This is a genomic window from Methanoregula formicica SMSP, assembly GCF_000327485.1.
Classification (GTDB): domain Archaea; phylum Halobacteriota; class Methanomicrobia; order Methanomicrobiales; family Methanospirillaceae; genus Methanoregula; species Methanoregula formicica.
This window is the reverse complement of sequence record NC_019943.1, coordinates 137534-153769: the sequence shown is the minus strand read 5'-3', so window position 1 is coordinate 153769 and position 16236 is coordinate 137534. Positions and strand designations below refer to the sequence as shown.

Below are 16236 nucleotides of genomic sequence, written 5' to 3'. Positions count from 1 at the left end.
TATGTGATGCAGATGACAAAATAGGGTGTTGGAGTCTGCAGCAGGGCAGGGTTCCAGCATCTTCTCTAAAAACACTATGTGCAAGGGATTCTTTGGCAGCAAATCCGGATCAGGTGGTATGGCAGGTTACTTTTCGCGATCAGAATTCTGCATAACAATGTGGGAGATGTCCTGGACAATCCCGTTGATGAAAATGACAGTTCCGTTCTCGTCAAACTCCGCGAGTGCCGTGACATTAACGGAGAACTTTGTCCCATCGGGTTTTTTCAGGTCAAGGACCCGGTTCTTCACAAACCGGTTTTTCCTGAGGTCATCGAGCAGCTCACGCCTCCCGTCCGGCTGGTTGAAGATATCGGCAACCGGAACATCGCGGAGGTCGGAGATGGACAGGTACCCGAGGATATTGAGGAGGGCCGTGTTTCCCCACACGAACCTGCCACGGGGATCCCCGGTACTCCGGTAGATCCCGACATTCAGGTCTTCCACAAGAGTGCGGTACTGGTCCTCGTGCTGGCGCAGGTACTGCTCCATCTTCTCGCCGGTGATGTCCTGTACGATAGATGAAGTCCCCAGGATCGCCCCGTTCTCCCCGACAACGGGAGATATCGAGAGCAGGACATCGACGACCCGGCCTCCCCGTGTGGTCATCCGCATCTCCCGTCTCCGGACAGTCTCCCCGCGTGCCACCTGCCCGAGAATTGATGCGAGGTCATCCCGTGACGGCCCGGTCAAAAGATCCGTGATAGGCTTGGAAAGGACTTCGCCGTCCGTAAACCCGTACAGCCGCTCCGCTGCCTTATTCCAGCTGGTGATCAATCCTTCCGGAGAACTCCCGATGATGGCCTCCCCGATGGACTGGACAATTCCCCGGTACCGCGCCTCGCTGATGCGGAGCATCTCCTCGTATTTCTTGCGGCCGGTGATATCCTCTGCAATGAACGTGAAGCCATCGCTCCCGTCTTCGAACGCCGTTGGCACCTGCTTGATTCGGAAATGGAATTCATCGCCATGAATTATACAACTGAGATCGCTGACATGTTCACCGGTTGCATGGGGATCGCGCGACTCCCCGCTGGAACAGATAAGGTGGAAAAAAGGATTGTCAATCTCTTCGGGAAGGTGATGAAGGAGTGTGTCGCGGGGCAGACCGGCCAGGGATATCACGGGCTCGTTGACCTGGAGGATCTTCCGGTCACTGCCGGTTACGATGACCGGATCCTTGGAAAATTCAAGAAGGGCAGAGATTGGAACCCGCCGCGAGACAAAGTAGACTTTTGCCGCGCCTACGACCTGCATCTCGACCTGTCCTGAAACAAGGAGCATGTCGAGATATTTGGCAACGAGGTTGCGGTTCATCTTCATCTCAGAGGCTAGATCTGATATGGTCATTCCCCGCGGGTGCCACTTGAGGATTCTCTTGATCCTGTCGACTTTTTCAGAATCCAGAACTCCCATATATCTGTATTGTGCATATGCGGTAGTAGATATACTCTCCTCTCAATAATTTGCGCATGATGGATGCTATCCATTCCCGTCAGGGACGGGATCCCCCGTTCCATCGCTGCCCTGAGTGCATGGCAAATCCCCACAGCGTACCAGTCTTGCAGAAACGTTGGGCAAATATTGAATATCCCGCCGGAAAGAACGGATGGCTGACCCCGTATCGGGTCGGTGCGAAGCAGTATGGATGGAATCACGGAACGGGTAGTGGCAAGGACGATGGATTCCCGGTCGGTATCGGCTGTTCGCAAATTCCGGCAGCCTCTGGTCGAATACCTGATCAGCGGGCTCGATGACAATGACAAGTGGGTGCGGGTGATGGCTGCTGAGATGCTCGGGACTGTCGGGGATCCCCGTTCTGTCAGGGCACTCCAGCCACTTCTTGCCGGATGGGACAGTGATCTGCGGCTGGCTGCAGCACGGTCGCTTGCCAGGATCCGTTCACCGCAATCAGCGGCTATTCCGCCGGCACTCAGTTGCGATCACTGCATGATCCGTCTTGTCGCGGATGAGGCGCTGACGAGACTGAAACTGGAGCAGGACAGTGAGAACAGCCTATGAGAAGAAGGGAGCGCCAGGAGAATATCTACCGGCGGGTTCCTGGATCGGAACCCGCTCGGTGCAGAAAGAAGAAACAGTCACCGAATAGGGAGAAAACACGAGGAGGGAGATGAACATGTACGGCATTACCACGATTCCGCTGGAAGCCCGGATCCTTTATCGCCGGGGGATGGATCTTTTGGACCAGCGGAAGGACGATGCTGTGGTGAAATACCTGCGGCAGGCCATAATCATCGCACCCCGGTTTACAGGAGCGTATCGGGCACTGGGGATCTGCATGACCCATCTTGGGAGAGAACAGGACGCTGCGGACTGCCAGTACCGGCTGGTCACGATGGCGACAAATTCCACCCCAGGCACGGCACGGGCTGGCGTCTGATACGTAAAGAGATAATTCTCTTTTCACAAATCCCCCACGTTACGGGGAGAAAGACGGCGAAGAAAAAAGTATGGTTAGATGAAGAGCGGCGCAAGCACGAGCGTTAACGTCGCGAGGAGCTTGATAAGCACGTGGAGCGACGGGCCCGCGGTGTCCTTGAAGGGGTCGCCGATGGTGTCGCCGATGACAGCTGCCTTATGGGCCTCGCTACGCTTGCCGCCATGGGCACCGGTCTCGATATATTTCTTGGCATTGTCCCATGCACCACCAGCGTTGTTGAGGATGAGTGCAAGAAGGATGCCGGTGATGGTCCCGACCATGAGGAAGCCTGCGAGGGCCTCGTACTTCATGGTGACGCCGATGATGATCGGGAAACCGACCACAAGGATACCGGGGAGGACCATGCTCCTGAGGGCACCTGCCGTGGTGATGTCGATGACAGCTGCATAGTCAGGCTTCTTGGTACCTGCCATGATGGCCGGGTCCTTGAACTGAACGCGGACGGCATCGATGACGGACTGTGCTGTCTTGGAGACAGCGCGGATGGCGAGGCTCGCAAAGAGGAAGACGAGCATGGCTCCGAGAAGCGCACCGACAAAGACCGGGACGCTTGCTAGGTTGACGACCTCGAATGCCTTGCCGGTCAGCTTGGTGATGTCGGCCATATAGGCGTTGAAGAGCAGGAATACCGCAAGGGATGCACTGCCGATGGCATATCCCTTGGTGAGTGCCTTCGTGGTGTTGCCAGCTGCATCGAGCTTGTCCATGCGGTTCCTGACTTCGTCAGGTGCCTGGCTCATCTCGACAATGCCGCCTGCGTTGTCAGCGATGGGGCCGAAGGTGTCCATGGTGAGGACATAGGCACAGACCATCAGCATACCGATGGTTGCGACTGCGGTACCATAGAGGCCACCGCCCTCGATGCCGGTCATGGTCCCGCACCAGTAGGAGAGCAGGAGCGAGATACCGATGAGAACCGCCGGGATGGCGGTGGTCTCAAGGCCGACAGAGAACCCGGAGATGATGTTTGTTGCCGCTCCGGTCTCGGATGCATTGGAGATCTCCTGCACCGGGCGGTAGTGGTGGTCGGTGTAGTAGAGCGTGACCCGGAGGAATGCAACGGAGAGGGCAATCCCCACGAGACCTGCAAAGAAGAAGTAGATCCAGTTCGGGGTTGAACCAAGGAGCCACTGGACACCGAAGTAGAGGAAGACAGCCGAGATGACTGCGGTGATGTAGTACCCCATGTTCATGGCGTCCATCGGGTCTGCGCCGTCTTTACCGCGGACGCAGAGGATACCGATCATGCTCGCGAGGAGACCCAGCGCACACATGATGATCGGGAAGAGGATACCGTTGACGCCAAAGATCGGGAAGAGCGCGACACCGAGGATCATCGCACCGATGTTCTCGGCAGCGGTGGACTCGAAGAGGTCAGCACCACGTCCGGCACAGTCGCCTACGTTGTCGCCGACAAGATCGGCAACCACGGCGGGGTTCCGGACATCGTCCTCAGGGATACCCGCCTCGACCTTGCCGACAAGGTCTGCACCGACATCTGCCGCCTTGGTGTAGATACCGCCACCGAGCTGGGCAAAGAGAGCCACGAACGAGGCACCAAAGCCGAACCCGACGATGACGAACGGGGTGTGGGTCGGGTCAGCACCGAGCGCAATGTAGGTGAGCGAGACACCGAGGAGTGACATCGAGGTGATGATCAGGCCCGAGATGGCCCCGCCGCGGAACGAGAAGTCGAGGGCTTTTCCATCGCTCTTCTGTGCTGCGGCTGCCGTGCGGATGTTCGTCCTGACGGCAATCCACATGGCGACGATACCGGCAACGGCACTGCAGGCCGATCCCACGATGAACGCAGCTGCCGTGGAAAGGGCAAGCGCCTGCTGCCCGGTAAGAGTATAGACAGCAAAGATCACCACGGCCAGAATAATGGCCAGGATGGCGATAGTCGAGTACTGGCGTTTGATGAATGCTTCCGCACCCACCCGGATCGCATCGGCGACCTCGCGCATCTTGGGCGTACCCTGGTCCTGCGAAAGGAGGTTACGCGTCAGGATTGCTGCAAGGCCCAGCGCGACGATACAGATCGCAATCACGATGAGTAATGCAAAGTCGATCATTCCATGACCTCCCTGCTGCATCAGACCTCTCCGTCAGGGGAGCAGCATCCGGTTTGTACCGGCAGGACTGCGGACTGACTGGATACTTGGACAGACACATCAGGTATGATAAATTGGCATCAGCAGAGACCTGCTCAAATGACCCATAGGAGGGCATTCTATGCTTCAGGGGGGATGCCCTGCACACGTACATAACCCATCCTAAGAGATTATTAGTGCATTTTTGTAGCATTAAATTTTTATCTTATATTCCCGCCCTGCACCACTCCCGAATAGCGGAATAATTGGGAGATTTTTCTTATTTTAACGCTAAAACTGGCGTTTTCGCATTCCCGCACCACACTCTTTGCCCGGCCCGTTCGTGCACAATTCAATATGATTAATAATGGAAAATTCCCATATTCCCGGAGGGAGGGTATCTGGTGCAAATCTCTCAGTTATTAATATTCCTGGTTCTTTTTCCACTGATTGCTGCATTTTTTTTGCTTTTTGCAGGAAAAAGCCTTGAACGCAATTGGATTGTGAAACTGGCCGCACTGGCAATTGGTGCGATCTCGCTCTGGCTCCTTGTTGCAGGATTCGACAAGGGAATGATGATGTTTGGTGTTTCCGGCAAGGCGCTGGATCTTGCCATGCTCGCCATTGAGCTGGTGATAGCGGTCTACCTGCTCTGGCTCGGCCTGAAACACAAGAAGTATTCCGTGGTGATCCTGGTCGTGATCCAGGCAGCCCTGCTCCTCTGGTTTGAACTGGCCTTCGGCCATACCCTTGTCGAGCTGCCCAACAACCTCTTCGTTGACCAGTTCTCCATCATCATGGCGATGATCATCGGGATCATTGGCAGCCTCATCTGTGTCTATGCCCTGGGCTACATGGAGACCTTCCACGAGCACCACAAGGAGATCGCGGACCGGCGGGGAATGTTCTTCTTCATCCTCTTTGTCTTCCTCTCCGCGATGTTCGGGCTGGTTTTCTCCAACAACCTGCTCTGGGTCCTCTTCTTCTGGGAGATCACGACGCTCTGTTCGTTCCTCCTTATCGGGTACTCGCAAACAGCCGAGGCAACGAACAACGCGTTCCTCGCCCTTGCCATGAACATGCTGGGGGGGGTTGCCTTTGTCGTTGCCCTGATCTACCTTGCGACCCTCGATCCGTCCGGCAGGCTGCTGGAACTGAGCACCCTGCTCACATCCGGATATGCTGTGGCCATCGTTCCCGCAGTGCTCATCTGTTTCGCCGGCCTGACAAAAGCAGCCCAGATGCCGTTCTCGTCATGGCTCGTCGGAGCAATGGTTGCTCCCACGCCGGTCTCGGCGCTGCTGCACTCCAGCACCATGGTGAAGGCCGGTGTCTATATTATCGTCCGGTTCGCCCCGGTCCTGACCGGCACGACCGAAGGGCTCATGATCGCCCTTGTCGGCGGTTTCACGTTCCTTCTGACTTCCTGCATGGCGATATCCGTGAGTAATGCCAAGAAGGTGCTTGCCTACTCGACCATCGCAAACCTCGGCCTTATCGTGGCCTGTGCCGGAGTCGGGACCTACAACCTGATGTGGGTGGCGATCCTGCTGATCATCTTCCACGCGATTGCAAAGTCGCTCCTCTTCCTCTGCGTCGGTACCGTGGAGCACCGGATCGGGAGCCGTGACATCGAGGACATGGGCGGCCTTATCGAGCGTATGCCCAAGCTCGCTCTCATGATGTTTATCGGCATGGCCGGCATGTTCCTTGCCCCGTTCGGTATGATCATCTCCAAGTGGGCGGCTATCGAAGCATTCATCCAGGCACCCTTCGGTCTCATCTTCATCATCATCCTTGCCTTCGGGGGGTCAGCCACTCTCTTCTTCTGGAGCAAGTGGATGGGCAAGATCATCTCGGTCATGCGCCACCAGGAGAACGTGGAGAACTCGATCCGGCAGGACAAGTGGATTGTCCTCTGGATTCTCACGGCGCTTGTCGTCATCGTGGCCCTGATCTTCCCGCTGATATCATCAACGCTCATCGAGCCCTTCATCATGCAGATCTACGGTCAGACAACGCGGCTTGCAGAAGCCAACATCATTATCATGCTGCTGATGCTCGGCCTCCTCATGATCATGCCGTTCTCGATGTTGTTCGAGAGCAAAACGCCGCGAATCGCTCCACCCTATATGGCCGGCAGGACCACAGAGGGGGGTATGAAGTTCCACGGATCCCTTGGGATGTCCCGCGACTTGGTGCTCTCCAACTATTACCTGCGCTCCTACTTCGGTGAAGAGAAACTCTTCATGGTAGGGGTACTTGCATGCTGGGGTATCATCCTCATCGCGCTGGTCATGATCGTGGGGGTGGTGCTATGATTCCCGATCCGTGGACCGCAGTCCTCAACGCGGTCATCTACCTCCTGCTGGCTCCGGTTGCCGGTGGGCTCATCGCTGGTATCGACCGTAAAATCACGGCACGAATGCAGGGCCGGGTAGGACCGCCGCTCCTCCAGCCGTTCTACGACGTGGGGAAGCTCTTCGAAAAGGAGAATCTCGTGGTAACGACGACCCAGAACTTCTACGTCCTGAGCTACCTCGTATTCATGGCGGTGTCGGGAGCCCTTTTCTTCTCGGGCGGGGACATGCTGCTCGTGATCTTTGCGTTCACGCTCTCGCACATCTTCCTCGTTCTCGGGGCCTATGCCGCTTTCTCCCCCTACAGCCATGTTGGGGCAGAACGCGAACTGATCCAGATCATTGCCTATGAGCCGATGATCATCATCACGGCGGCGGGCATGTACATGGTCACGAAGAGCTTCTACGTGAGCGACATTGTACAGTCCGCAGTACCCCTTGTCCTCTACCTCCCGGGTGTTTTCATCGGGTACCTGATTGTCCTGACAATCAAGCTCCGGAAGTCCCCGTTCGATCTCTCCACCTCCCACCATGCGCACCAGGAACTCGTGAAGGGTGTAACGACGGACTTCGCCGGCCCGAACCTGGCGAAGATCGAGATCGCCCACTGGTACGAGTACGTCTTCCTGCTCGGGGTCGTGTACCTGTTCTTCGGCTTCAACCCCCTGCTTGCCATAGCCGCGATCATCATCGCCTACTTCCTTGAGATTCTCATCGACAACACGACCTCGAGGGTCAAGTGGCAGATGACTCTGCGGAGTGCCTGGCTGGTTGCCGGTACGCTCGGTATCATCAACCTGGGCGTCCTGTACTACCTCAGGATGGTGGTTGTTCCATGAGTTACCTCACCAAATCCCCCTGGATTATCCATTACGACGCATCGTCCTGCAATGGCTGCGACATCGAGGTGCTTGCGGCACTCACACCTGTTTACGATGTCGAACGTTTCGGCATCATCAACACCGGGAACCCCAAGCACGCCGACATCTTCCTTGTGACCGGCAGTGTCAACGAACAGAACCGCGAGATCCTGAAGAACACGTACGACCAGATCCCGGACCCCAAGGTCGTCATTGCGGTCGGGATCTGCGCATCCACGGGCGGGATCTTCCGCGAGTGCTATAATGTCATGGGCGGGATTGACAAGGTCATTCCGGTCGATGTCTGGGTCCCGGGTTGTGCTGCCCGGCCCGAGTCGATTATCGATGGCGTAGTGAAGGCCCTCGGTATCCTTGAAGAGAAACGGAAGGCGATGAACCGGCCGGCAGGTGATTCGGTATGAAACAGGAACAGACAATAATCCCCATCGACGTTGGCAGGCTCATCGGGAGCGTGGAACAGTTCAGGAACGAGGGCTACCGTCTCGCCCAGATCGGCTGCACGAAGGTAGGTGACAACTCCTTTGAGATCAACTACTCGTTTGACAAGGACTATGTCCTGCAGAACCTGCGGATCACGGTAACAGCGGAGACTGAAGTCCCGAGCATCACCGGCATGTACTGGGGGGCGTTTGTGTACGAGAACGAGATGCACGACCTCTTCGGCATCCAGGTGAAAGGGATCAACATCGATTTCAAGGGCACGTTCATTAAAACAGCCATCAGGTACCCGTTCGGTGTCTCGGTTGCAAAGGAGGAGAAGAAATGACAAAACAGATTATCGTCCCCTTCGGGCCCCAGCACCCGGTCCTGCCCGAACCGATCCATCTCGACCTTGTCCTCGAGGACGAGAAGGTTGTGGACGTCATCCCCTCCATCGGGTACATCCACCGCGGGTTTGAGAAGCTTGTGGAGAAGCGGGAGTTCACCGAGTACGTCTTCATTGCCGAGCGCACCTGCGGCATCTGCAGTTTCATCCATGGTGCAACGTACTGCCAGGGTATCGAGCAGATCATGGGCATCCAGGTTCCCGAACGGGCGGATTACCTCAGGACGATCTGGTCCGAGTACTCGCGTCTGCACTCCCACCTCCTCTGGCTCGGCCTCTATGCCGATTCCTTCGGCTTTGAGAACCTCTTCATGAACGCATGGCGGATCCGCGAGCGGATCCTCGATGTGATGGAACAGACCACGGGCGGTCGCGTGATTCAGGGCTCCTGCAAGGTCGGCGGGGTCCGGAAAGATATCTCCAATGCAAAACTCGCCGAGATGAGCCGCGACCTCGACAGCATCAGAAAGGAGATGGAGGAGCTGACGACCGTCTTCCTCAAGGATGACACGGTCATCCACCGGACCCGGAATGTCGGCGTCCTCTCACGGCAGGACGCCTACCATCTCGGCGCTGTCGGGCCCACGGCCCGGGGCAGCGGCGTTGCAATCGACCTCAGGAAGACCGGCTATGCCGCCTACAGCGAACTGGACTTCCCGGTGGTCACAGACAGCTGCGGGGACTGCTATTCCCGCTGCTTGGTACGGTGCAAGGAGCTCTTCACCTCCGTTGACATCATCCAGCAGGCGATCGCAAAGATTCCTGACGGCCCGGTCGATGTCAAGGTGACCGGCGCGCCTAACGGCGAGTTCTTCATGCGGGCCGAGCAGCCCCGGGGCGAGCTGGTCCACTACCTGAAAGGCAATGGCACCAAGTTCCTGGTCCGGTCACGGATCCGGACGCCCACCCTGACCAACATCCCGCCGCTCGTGAAGATGCTGCAGGGATGCGATCTCGCCGATGTCCCGGTAATTGTACTGTCCATTGATCCCTGTATCAGCTGCACGGAGAGGTGATCTGCGATGGGTTTTTTTGAGATGACAAAAACGGCACTCAGGACCGTGCTCTCCCGACCGGCAACCATCCTGTACCCTGCACAGGCGGCAAAGAGGACCCCGCTCACCCGTGGGCACATTGTTTTCGACGGGAGCAGGTGTATCTCCTGCAGCATCTGCCAGCGGAAGTGTCCCGCCCAGGCAATCGTCCTCAGCAAGGAGGCGAAGAGCTGGCAGATCGACCGGTTCCGCTGCGTGATGTGCAGCTCGTGTGTCGACACCTGCCCGTCCAAGTGCCTCTCCATGGATCCGGTCTATACCGCACCGACCTCGGCGAAGGGTGTGGAGGTTTTCACCATTACTTACGTGAAGCCGCCCAAGCCCGAGAAGAAGGAAGAGTCGAAGACCTGATGGTCTTCTCCTCCTCGAGGTTCTGATGAACCTCTCGGAAGTCGAAGCAATAATTCTCTCTCATTTTTGGGATCCCTCAATGTTAACAGATACTACAGATAATCCGACCTGGACCATACAATATCATAACGGCGATTTTCTGGGCTTTACACGTCACCGGATCCGGAAGATGAACCAATCAGAACCTTTATGTCTTCCCCTGTGATATTGTCCCATTGTTAAGCACTGGGATCCTGTAGCCCATACAGGGAGGTACAGATTGAAGTGCCGGATCTTGATCTGCTGGTGATGACTGCGCTCGGATGCGCGACAATCGTGTCAGCATTAATCGCAGTCATGCACGAAGATCTGATCCGGTCCGTTGCTGCCTACGCGGTCTCCAGTGTCTGCCTTGCGGCGATCTTTTTTTTGCTGGCCTCGCCCTTTGCCGCCGCGCTCGAACTGACCGTTGGTGCCGGCCTTGTTGCTGTCCTCTTCCTTGTCGCACTCATCCTTGCCGGCGGTGAAGCCGGGGAGGCCGGGACATGAACCATCGGTCGGTTCTCGGCCTGGCACTTGGCGTCCTCTTTTTCCTCCTTGTTATCCTCATTCTTGCACTATCTGTTGCGGCAGTGCCTGTAGCATCTCCCATCACGACCAGTGCCGGTGAAGCTCTCTGGACAGGACGCACGTTCGAGGTGGTCCTCCAGGGGATCATGATCCTGTCGGCCATCATGTCCATAATCCTGCTGCTCGGCCCGGGCCGGTTACGGGGGGGGGTGTCATGATCCTCACGGCCATTGCTATCGGCACCGGCCTCTTTGCCTGCGGGCTTGTCTGCCTTGTATCGCGCAGCCACCTCATCAAGATGGTGATGGGGCTCGAGTTCCTCGGCAAAGGGATCAGCGTCTTCTTCATCCTCGGGGGATACGCAGCTGGTAACGTTGCGGTCTCGCAGGCAGTTGTGTTCACCCTCATCGCAATCGAAGCCGTAGTGGCCGGCCTTGCCCTTGCCCTCGTCATTGTCCTGCGTCGCACCTGGAAGACCTTTGACTCCTCTGCCCTCCTTCGGCTGGACCGGGGTGAGCCGTGATGGCCGAAAACCCCTGGATCCTGCCGCTGATCGTAGGGATACCGTTCATCGCTACCTGTCTTGTGATCCTGCTGGACCGGCGGCCGGATGCGAGGGAGGGCGTCTCCCTGATATCAGCCATCCTGACCTTTGCGCTCTGTCTCCTTGCCCTTCCCTCGGCTTTTGCGCCCGCACCGCTCACGACACCTGCGCTTGCCGTCCTCCCGGGACTCTCCCTCCACCTTGCCGCGGATGCGCTGGGATTGCTCTTTGCCTGCATCGGCTCGGGGCTCTGGGTTGTCACAACGGTCTATAACATCGGCTATATGCGGGGCAGGAACGAGCATGCACAGACCCGCTACTATGCCTGCTTTGCCATCACGATCGGGGCAGTGATGGGAGTTGCCCTATCATCGAACCTCTTCTCGCTCTTTGTCTTTTACGAGATCCTCGCGATCGCGGCATATCCTCTCGTGGCGCACAGCGAGACAAAAGAGGCGCTTGCCGCGGGACGGAAGTACCTGATCTACACCCAGGCAGGCGGGGTTGCTGTCCTCGCCGGCATGATGACCGTCCTTGGGATGGGGAGCTCGCTCGATTTCATTGCCGGCGGGAATCCGGGTATTGCCCTCCTCTCACCGGAGTTCGCCCGCATCGGTTTCCTCCTCCTGATGGCAGGGTTCGGCGTCAAAGCGGCGCTCGTTCCGGTCCACGGCTGGCTCCCCAGCGCGATGGTCGCGCCAACGCCTGTCAGCGGGCTCCTCCATGCAGTAGCCGTCGTGAACACCGGCGTCTTCGGACTGATGCGCCTGATGTGGGACCTGTACGGGCCCCGGTTGATGCTCGAGCTGGGCCTCCGGAACCTGGTCATTGCCGTCGCCGTCATCACCATCATTGTCGGTGCGCTGCTCGCCCTGAGGCAGGACGACTTCAAACTCAGACTCGCGTATTCAACGGTCAGCCAGCTCAGCTACATGGTCCTTGGGGCGGCAGTCCTCCTGCCGGCAGGACTGACCGCTGCAGCCGGTGCCTGGGGTGCCGCGGCCGTGATCGGGGCTTCCTATGCGTTCACGGCCCATGCGTTTGGGAAGCTGACCATGTTCTTTGTCGCAGGTGCTGTCGCGGTCGAGACCGGGAAGACGAAGATCTCCGAACTTGACGGCCTCGGGAGAAAAATGCCATGGGAGTTCGCCGCGTTCACGCTTGCAACACTCTCGATGGCAGGCCTCCCCCCCATGGCCGGCTTCATCGCAAAATGGTATCTCTCGCTCGGCATCGGGGCCGGGTATACCGGCGAATGGTGGATCCTCACAATCCTAGTTGCAGCAAGCGTCCTGAACCTTGCGTATTTCCTGCCGGTCGTGATGCGTGCCTTCTTCCCGCCCTGTGCGGTTGATATCCATGGTGTTCGGTGGACTCTCCGCGGCCCGGTCATCGTAACTGCTGCGGGCGCCCTTGTCTTCGGGCTCTGGACGGCTGGTCCCTGGAGCCCCTTTGCCCTCTGCCAGCAGGTGGCGGCAGGGGTGACCGGCAGCACCGCAGCCGTGGTATCGGGCACGCTCGCATTCGGGACTGCCATCCCCCCGTTCCTAATCTTCTTCATCGGTGCCCCGCTCGCCCTTCTCGCAACCGGTCGTGCACGCCAGGCTATCCTCATCATCACCGGGGCCCTTGGCCTTGCCGCAGTCCTCCTGTTGCCCGGGGGGTATTTCTCCGGTCCCGTTGCCGGCGGTGTCATGCAGTGGAACCTTCCCTTCATGGGATATACCCTCACCCTGCTCCGGGTGGACAGCCTCTCGTACCTCACCGGCGTGATCTTTGCCATCATCACCTTCCTTGCGATTTTGTATGCTGCGGCATTCGCCCCGGCCCGCCTCCATCTCTATGCCCTCCTCTACGCGGGAGCGTCGATGGGTGTGGTCTTTGCCGGTGACTGGATCACGCTTTTCTTCTTCTGGGAGGTCATGGCAGTCACCTCGACGTTTCTCATCTGGCAGGAGGCCGGCGGGGCCATTGGTGCAGGGTACCGCTACCTTCTCTTTCACGGACTCGGGGGCACGCTGCTTGGAGCCGGTATTGCCCTGCTCTTCATTGGCGCAGGTTCTCCCATCGTCGGGCCCCTTGCCGGCATCCCCGATGCCACGTACCAGCTCTGGGCCTCGGTGCTCATCGTGCTCGGGATCGGCGTGAACCTCGCGATCATCCCGCTTCATACCTGGCTGCCGGATGCCTACCCGCGGGCGCATATAGCCGCCAGCGTCTTCCTCTCCGTGTACACCACCAAGGCTGCCGTCTATCTTCTTGCCCGTGCCCAGCCCGGCACGGAATACATTGCCTTCATGGGTGCCCTGATGGCCGTCTACGGCGTGGTGTTTGCCGTCTTCCAGAATGACATGCGCCGGCTCCTCTCATACCACATCGTCTCGCAGGTCGGTTACATGGTTGCCGGCGTCGGGATCCTTGGCTGGCTGGGAGCTGCAAGTGCCACCGGGCAGCTCGGCCTTGACGGCGGGATGGCGCATGTCTTCAACCACATCCTGTACAAGGCCCTCCTCTTCATGGCTATCGGTGTCGTCATCTGGAAGACCGGCGAGAACCTGCTGAGCCGGGTCGGGGGGCTGCAGAAGAAGATGCCCGTGACTGCCCTTGCGTACTGGGTTGCCGCATTCTCCATTGCCGGTGTACCGTTTTTCAATGGCTTTGTCTCCAAGGGCATGGTCCTCGCCGCGGCGGAGCATACCAGCATCTGGCTCTGGATTCTCCTTGAGATCGCCTCTTTCGGCACATTCCTGTCATTCCTGAAGCTGGGCTATTTCGCGTTCCTCCGGGACGGGGACTCGCAGGTATCCGATCCCCCGCTGCTGATGCAGGCTGCCATGCTCGGCGCCGCAGCCCTCTGTGTCATCATCGGCATCTACCCGGCAACCCTGTATGCCCTCCTCCCCTATCCTGTAACCTATGCCGCCTATGACCCGGCCCACGTGATCAGCGCAGTCGTTGTCCTGGGCGCTGCAGCACTCTTCTTCTTTACCGCCGGCAAAACCCTGCTCCGGCCGCACGACACCCGGCTGAAGGACGTGGATGTTGTCTATTACGCCGCAGGCCGCGGGCTTGTCGCGTTTGCCGGCCGGCTCCGCGATGCCTTCGTCCTGATATATGAGGTGGCGACTGCAGCGGCACTCCTCCTCTTTACTGCAGGAAAGGCAGCCATGGCATGGGAGAACCGGGATGTGAACCATGACATGACTGTCTTCTTCGCAGTCGTTGTAGCCCTCATCGGCATCATTCTCGTGTGGGTTGGTATATGATCGCTTTAGATCCCGGCACGCTTGTGCCGCTCTATATCGCTCTCGGAGGCATCGTTCTCTACGTTGTGATCAGCCGGATCCCTCCCGGCTACCGGCGGTGGAGCGGCACGCTCACGGCCCTCTGGCTCGCTGCAGCGTTCCTGTATCTTCTCCTCACCATTCTCGAAAGTCCGCCATCCCCGGGTACACCGTATCTCGGCCTGACCTGCGGGCTCCTTGTGACCGGTCTCGGGGGGCTTGCTGCGTTCGCTTCGCAGGGGAACCTCGACCCGGACGGGCCGGTGCGGTTCTATTACCCGCTCTGCCTCTTTGCCCTTGCCGGTGCCACAGCGGTCGGTTTTGCGACCGACCTCTTCACTATCTTTGTCATGGTCGAGCTCTCTGCTCTCCCGATCTACGCCCTCGTTGCTTACCGGTACCGGGAGGACAAGAACGCGGTCCCTGCCGCAATGAAATACCTCGTCCAGGGGGTTTCCGGGACCCTGACCGCCCTTTTCGGGGTCTCGGTCCTGTTCCTTGCCGGAAAGACAACGGACCTCTCCAGTCTTCCCGGAGCCCTGTCGGGGACAAGCCCGGTCGTAATCCTGCTTGCGGCAGTCCTCATCCTTCTCGGGTATGGCGTCAAGCTCGCCATCGTCCCGCTGCATTCGTGGCTGCCGGATGCCTATGCGCTCGCGCCGCCCGGCGTTACGGCAATCATGGTCGGGGCCACAAAGACCGGGGTGCTCGTCGCCCTCTTCCTCTCCCTGACAGCGCTACCTTCCGGCAACGGGACCATTTTCGTTCTCGGGCTCATTGTCACGTTCTTTGCCCTCGTCACCATGACGGCCGGCAACCTCCTTGCCCTTAACCAGAAGGATCTCCGGTATATCCTCGCGTATTCGAGCGTGGCGCAGATGGGATACATCCTTCTCGGCTTCGGCATGGGCCTTGTGTACGACTTTCCCTTTGCGTTCACGGCAGGGCTGTATTACACAATCGCCTACAGCATCATGAAAGGCGGCGCGTTCATGGCCGCGGATGCCTTTTCGTGGGAAGCCGGCACAACTGAGGTGGAGGGGATGAGGGGTATTGGGGCCCGGCACCCCCTTCTCGGGATCGCCTTTGTCATCTTCGTCCTCGGCCTGATCGGCGTCCCGTTCACCTGCGGCTTTTTGGGGAAGCTCCTCCTCGAGCAGGCAGGTATGGCAACATCCCTGATGAGCGGGGTTGTCCTTGCCCTGATCCTTGCGGTCAACAGCGTGGTCTCTCTTGGGTATTACATCCCCGTCCTCTCGATTCTGATGTTCTCCGCCCCTGCTGTTGCCCCGGTGGCGGGACCGGTGAGGAAGAAGGCCGTCCTTTCCCGCAGCGTGCTCTTTGCCGTTGTGGTCCTTGCCATTGTCACGGTCTATCTGGGCCTCTTCCCTGAGTCGTTCGACTGGATCACGCACGCTGCCGGACAGCTCACCCCTTGGGGGCTGGTCTGAATGGACCTGCCGTTCCTCCTCACTTCCGCGCCCCTCATCGCAGTGTACGCGCTTGTGGTCTGTTACCTGGTCTATGCCTGGTCCCGGAAGGTTGCACCGGAGTTCACACCTTCGGTGAACAAGACCATGCCCTATGTCGGGGGAGAGGCGATGGAGGGGAGTGCCTGCCTCCCGGGATACCAGTTCTTCTACGTGGCCCTCTTCTTTGTGGTAGTCCACGTGGCCGCACTCATCATCGCAGTCGCTCCCGCCGACGCTCCGCTGGCAGGCACGCTGGGGTATCTCGGCATCATTGCCGTAGCCATCACTATCCTGAGGTGGGAGCAGTGACCCCCCGGCAAG

General features: G+C 58.5%; 16 protein-coding genes. 14 read left to right on the top strand and 2 right to left on the bottom strand.

The window, feature by feature from the left end; translation table 11 throughout:
• Nucleotides 1–126: 126 nt before the first annotated feature.
• Complete coding sequence (locus METFOR_RS14310; protein WP_015284209.1) at nt 127–1455, bottom strand: PAS domain-containing protein; 1329 nt, start codon at nt 1453–1455, stop codon at nt 127–129.
• A 228-nt stretch (nt 1456–1683) separates the two neighbouring features.
• On the opposite strand from METFOR_RS14310, the gene METFOR_RS00815 reads away from it, so the two are divergent.
• A complete protein-coding gene (locus tag METFOR_RS00815) occupies nt 1684–2061 on the top strand; it encodes a HEAT repeat domain-containing protein (RefSeq protein WP_015284208.1) in 378 nt (125 codons plus the stop codon).
• A gap of 109 nt (nt 2062–2170) precedes the next feature.
• Complete coding sequence (locus tag METFOR_RS00810) at nt 2171–2440, top strand: hypothetical protein (RefSeq protein WP_048110720.1); 270 nt, start codon at nt 2171–2173, stop codon at nt 2438–2440.
• Nucleotides 2441–2514: 74 nt separating this feature from the next.
• Here the strand turns inward: METFOR_RS00810 and METFOR_RS00805 are convergent, their stop codons facing one another.
• Nucleotides 2515–4575 (bottom strand): sodium-translocating pyrophosphatase, encoded by a 2061-nt coding sequence (locus METFOR_RS00805; RefSeq protein ID WP_015284206.1) that lies wholly within the window; start codon nt 4573–4575, stop codon nt 2515–2517.
• A 521-nt stretch (nt 4576–5096) separates the two neighbouring features.
• On the opposite strand from METFOR_RS00805, the gene METFOR_RS00800 reads away from it, so the two are divergent.
• From METFOR_RS00800 to METFOR_RS00740, 12 genes are all read left to right on the top strand, one after another.
• Nucleotides 5097–6914: an NADH-quinone oxidoreductase subunit 5 family protein gene (locus METFOR_RS00800; protein ID WP_233504420.1), complete on the top strand. Its 1818-nt coding sequence runs from the start codon at nt 5097–5099 to the stop codon at nt 6912–6914.
• Nucleotides 6911–7792 (top strand): respiratory chain complex I subunit 1 family protein, encoded by an 882-nt coding sequence (locus tag METFOR_RS00795; RefSeq protein WP_015284204.1) that lies wholly within the window; start codon nt 6911–6913, stop codon nt 7790–7792. Before METFOR_RS00800 ends, METFOR_RS00795 begins: the two co-directional genes overlap by 4 nt.
• Complete coding sequence (locus METFOR_RS00790) at nt 7789–8235, top strand: NADH-quinone oxidoreductase subunit B family protein (RefSeq protein WP_015284203.1); 447 nt, start codon at nt 7789–7791, stop codon at nt 8233–8235. Before METFOR_RS00795 ends, METFOR_RS00790 begins: the two co-directional genes overlap by 4 nt.
• Entirely contained in the window at nt 8232–8600 is a 369-nt protein-coding gene (locus METFOR_RS00785; protein WP_015284202.1) for an NADH-quinone oxidoreductase subunit C, read from the top strand. The genes METFOR_RS00790 and METFOR_RS00785 overlap by 4 nt, the downstream gene beginning before the upstream one ends.
• The gene (locus METFOR_RS00780; protein WP_015284201.1) at nt 8597–9676 is read left to right on the top strand and encodes a hydrogenase large subunit; all 1080 of its coding nucleotides are present in this window, start codon (nt 8597–8599) and stop codon (nt 9674–9676) included. Before METFOR_RS00785 ends, METFOR_RS00780 begins: the two co-directional genes overlap by 4 nt.
• A gap of 6 nt (nt 9677–9682) precedes the next feature.
• Entirely contained in the window at nt 9683–10066 is a 384-nt protein-coding gene (locus METFOR_RS00775; RefSeq protein ID WP_015284200.1) for a 4Fe-4S dicluster domain-containing protein, read from the top strand.
• Between the two features lie 264 nt (nt 10067–10330).
• Nucleotides 10331–10594 carry an NADH dehydrogenase subunit 6 gene (locus METFOR_RS00770; RefSeq protein ID WP_048110719.1) on the top strand — a complete coding sequence of 88 codons (264 nt, stop codon included), beginning with the start codon at nt 10331–10333 and terminating at the stop codon, nt 10592–10594.
• The gene (locus METFOR_RS00765) at nt 10591–10833 is read left to right on the top strand and encodes a hypothetical protein (RefSeq protein ID WP_048110718.1); all 243 of its coding nucleotides are present in this window, start codon (nt 10591–10593) and stop codon (nt 10831–10833) included. The genes METFOR_RS00770 and METFOR_RS00765 overlap by 4 nt, the downstream gene beginning before the upstream one ends.
• On the top strand, nt 10830–11138 hold the full coding sequence (locus METFOR_RS00760) for an NADH-quinone oxidoreductase subunit K (RefSeq protein WP_015284198.1): 309 nt from the start codon (nt 10830–10832) through the stop codon (nt 11136–11138). The genes METFOR_RS00765 and METFOR_RS00760 overlap by 4 nt, the downstream gene beginning before the upstream one ends.
• Entirely contained in the window at nt 11138–14425 is a 3288-nt protein-coding gene (locus METFOR_RS14305) for a Na(+)/H(+) antiporter subunit D (RefSeq protein WP_015284197.1), read from the top strand. The genes METFOR_RS00760 and METFOR_RS14305 overlap by 1 nt, the downstream gene beginning before the upstream one ends.
• Nucleotides 14422–15894, top strand: a complete 1473-nt coding sequence (locus tag METFOR_RS00745; protein WP_015284196.1) for an NADH-quinone oxidoreductase subunit N — start codon at nt 14422–14424, stop codon at nt 15892–15894. The genes METFOR_RS14305 and METFOR_RS00745 overlap by 4 nt, the downstream gene beginning before the upstream one ends.
• The gene (locus tag METFOR_RS00740; protein ID WP_015284195.1) at nt 15895–16224 is read left to right on the top strand and encodes a hypothetical protein; all 330 of its coding nucleotides are present in this window, start codon (nt 15895–15897) and stop codon (nt 16222–16224) included.
• Nucleotides 16225–16236: the final 12 nt, after the last annotated feature.

Coding starts and splice junctions, on each gene's coding strand:
- METFOR_RS14310 (WP_015284209.1), bottom strand. CDS start 1,455: ATGGGAGTTCTGGATTCTGAAAAAGTCGACAGGATCAAGAGAATCCTC.
- METFOR_RS00815 (WP_015284208.1), top strand. CDS start 1,684: ATGGATGGAATCACGGAACGGGTAGTGGCAAGGACGATGGATTCCCGG.
- METFOR_RS00810 (WP_048110720.1), top strand. CDS start 2,171: ATGAACATGTACGGCATTACCACGATTCCGCTGGAAGCCCGGATCCTT.
- METFOR_RS00805 (WP_015284206.1), bottom strand. CDS start 4,575: ATGATCGACTTTGCATTACTCATCGTGATTGCGATCTGTATCGTCGCG.
- METFOR_RS00795 (WP_015284204.1), top strand. CDS start 6,911: ATGATTCCCGATCCGTGGACCGCAGTCCTCAACGCGGTCATCTACCTC.
- METFOR_RS00790 (WP_015284203.1), top strand. CDS start 7,789: ATGAGTTACCTCACCAAATCCCCCTGGATTATCCATTACGACGCATCG.
- METFOR_RS00785 (WP_015284202.1), top strand. CDS start 8,232: ATGAAACAGGAACAGACAATAATCCCCATCGACGTTGGCAGGCTCATC.
- METFOR_RS00780 (WP_015284201.1), top strand. CDS start 8,597: ATGACAAAACAGATTATCGTCCCCTTCGGGCCCCAGCACCCGGTCCTG.
- METFOR_RS00775 (WP_015284200.1), top strand. CDS start 9,683: ATGGGTTTTTTTGAGATGACAAAAACGGCACTCAGGACCGTGCTCTCC.
- METFOR_RS00765 (WP_048110718.1), top strand. CDS start 10,591: ATGAACCATCGGTCGGTTCTCGGCCTGGCACTTGGCGTCCTCTTTTTC.
- METFOR_RS00760 (WP_015284198.1), top strand. CDS start 10,830: ATGATCCTCACGGCCATTGCTATCGGCACCGGCCTCTTTGCCTGCGGG.
- METFOR_RS14305 (WP_015284197.1), top strand. CDS start 11,138: ATGGCCGAAAACCCCTGGATCCTGCCGCTGATCGTAGGGATACCGTTC.
- METFOR_RS00745 (WP_015284196.1), top strand. CDS start 14,422: ATGATCGCTTTAGATCCCGGCACGCTTGTGCCGCTCTATATCGCTCTC.
- METFOR_RS00740 (WP_015284195.1), top strand. CDS start 15,895: ATGGACCTGCCGTTCCTCCTCACTTCCGCGCCCCTCATCGCAGTGTAC.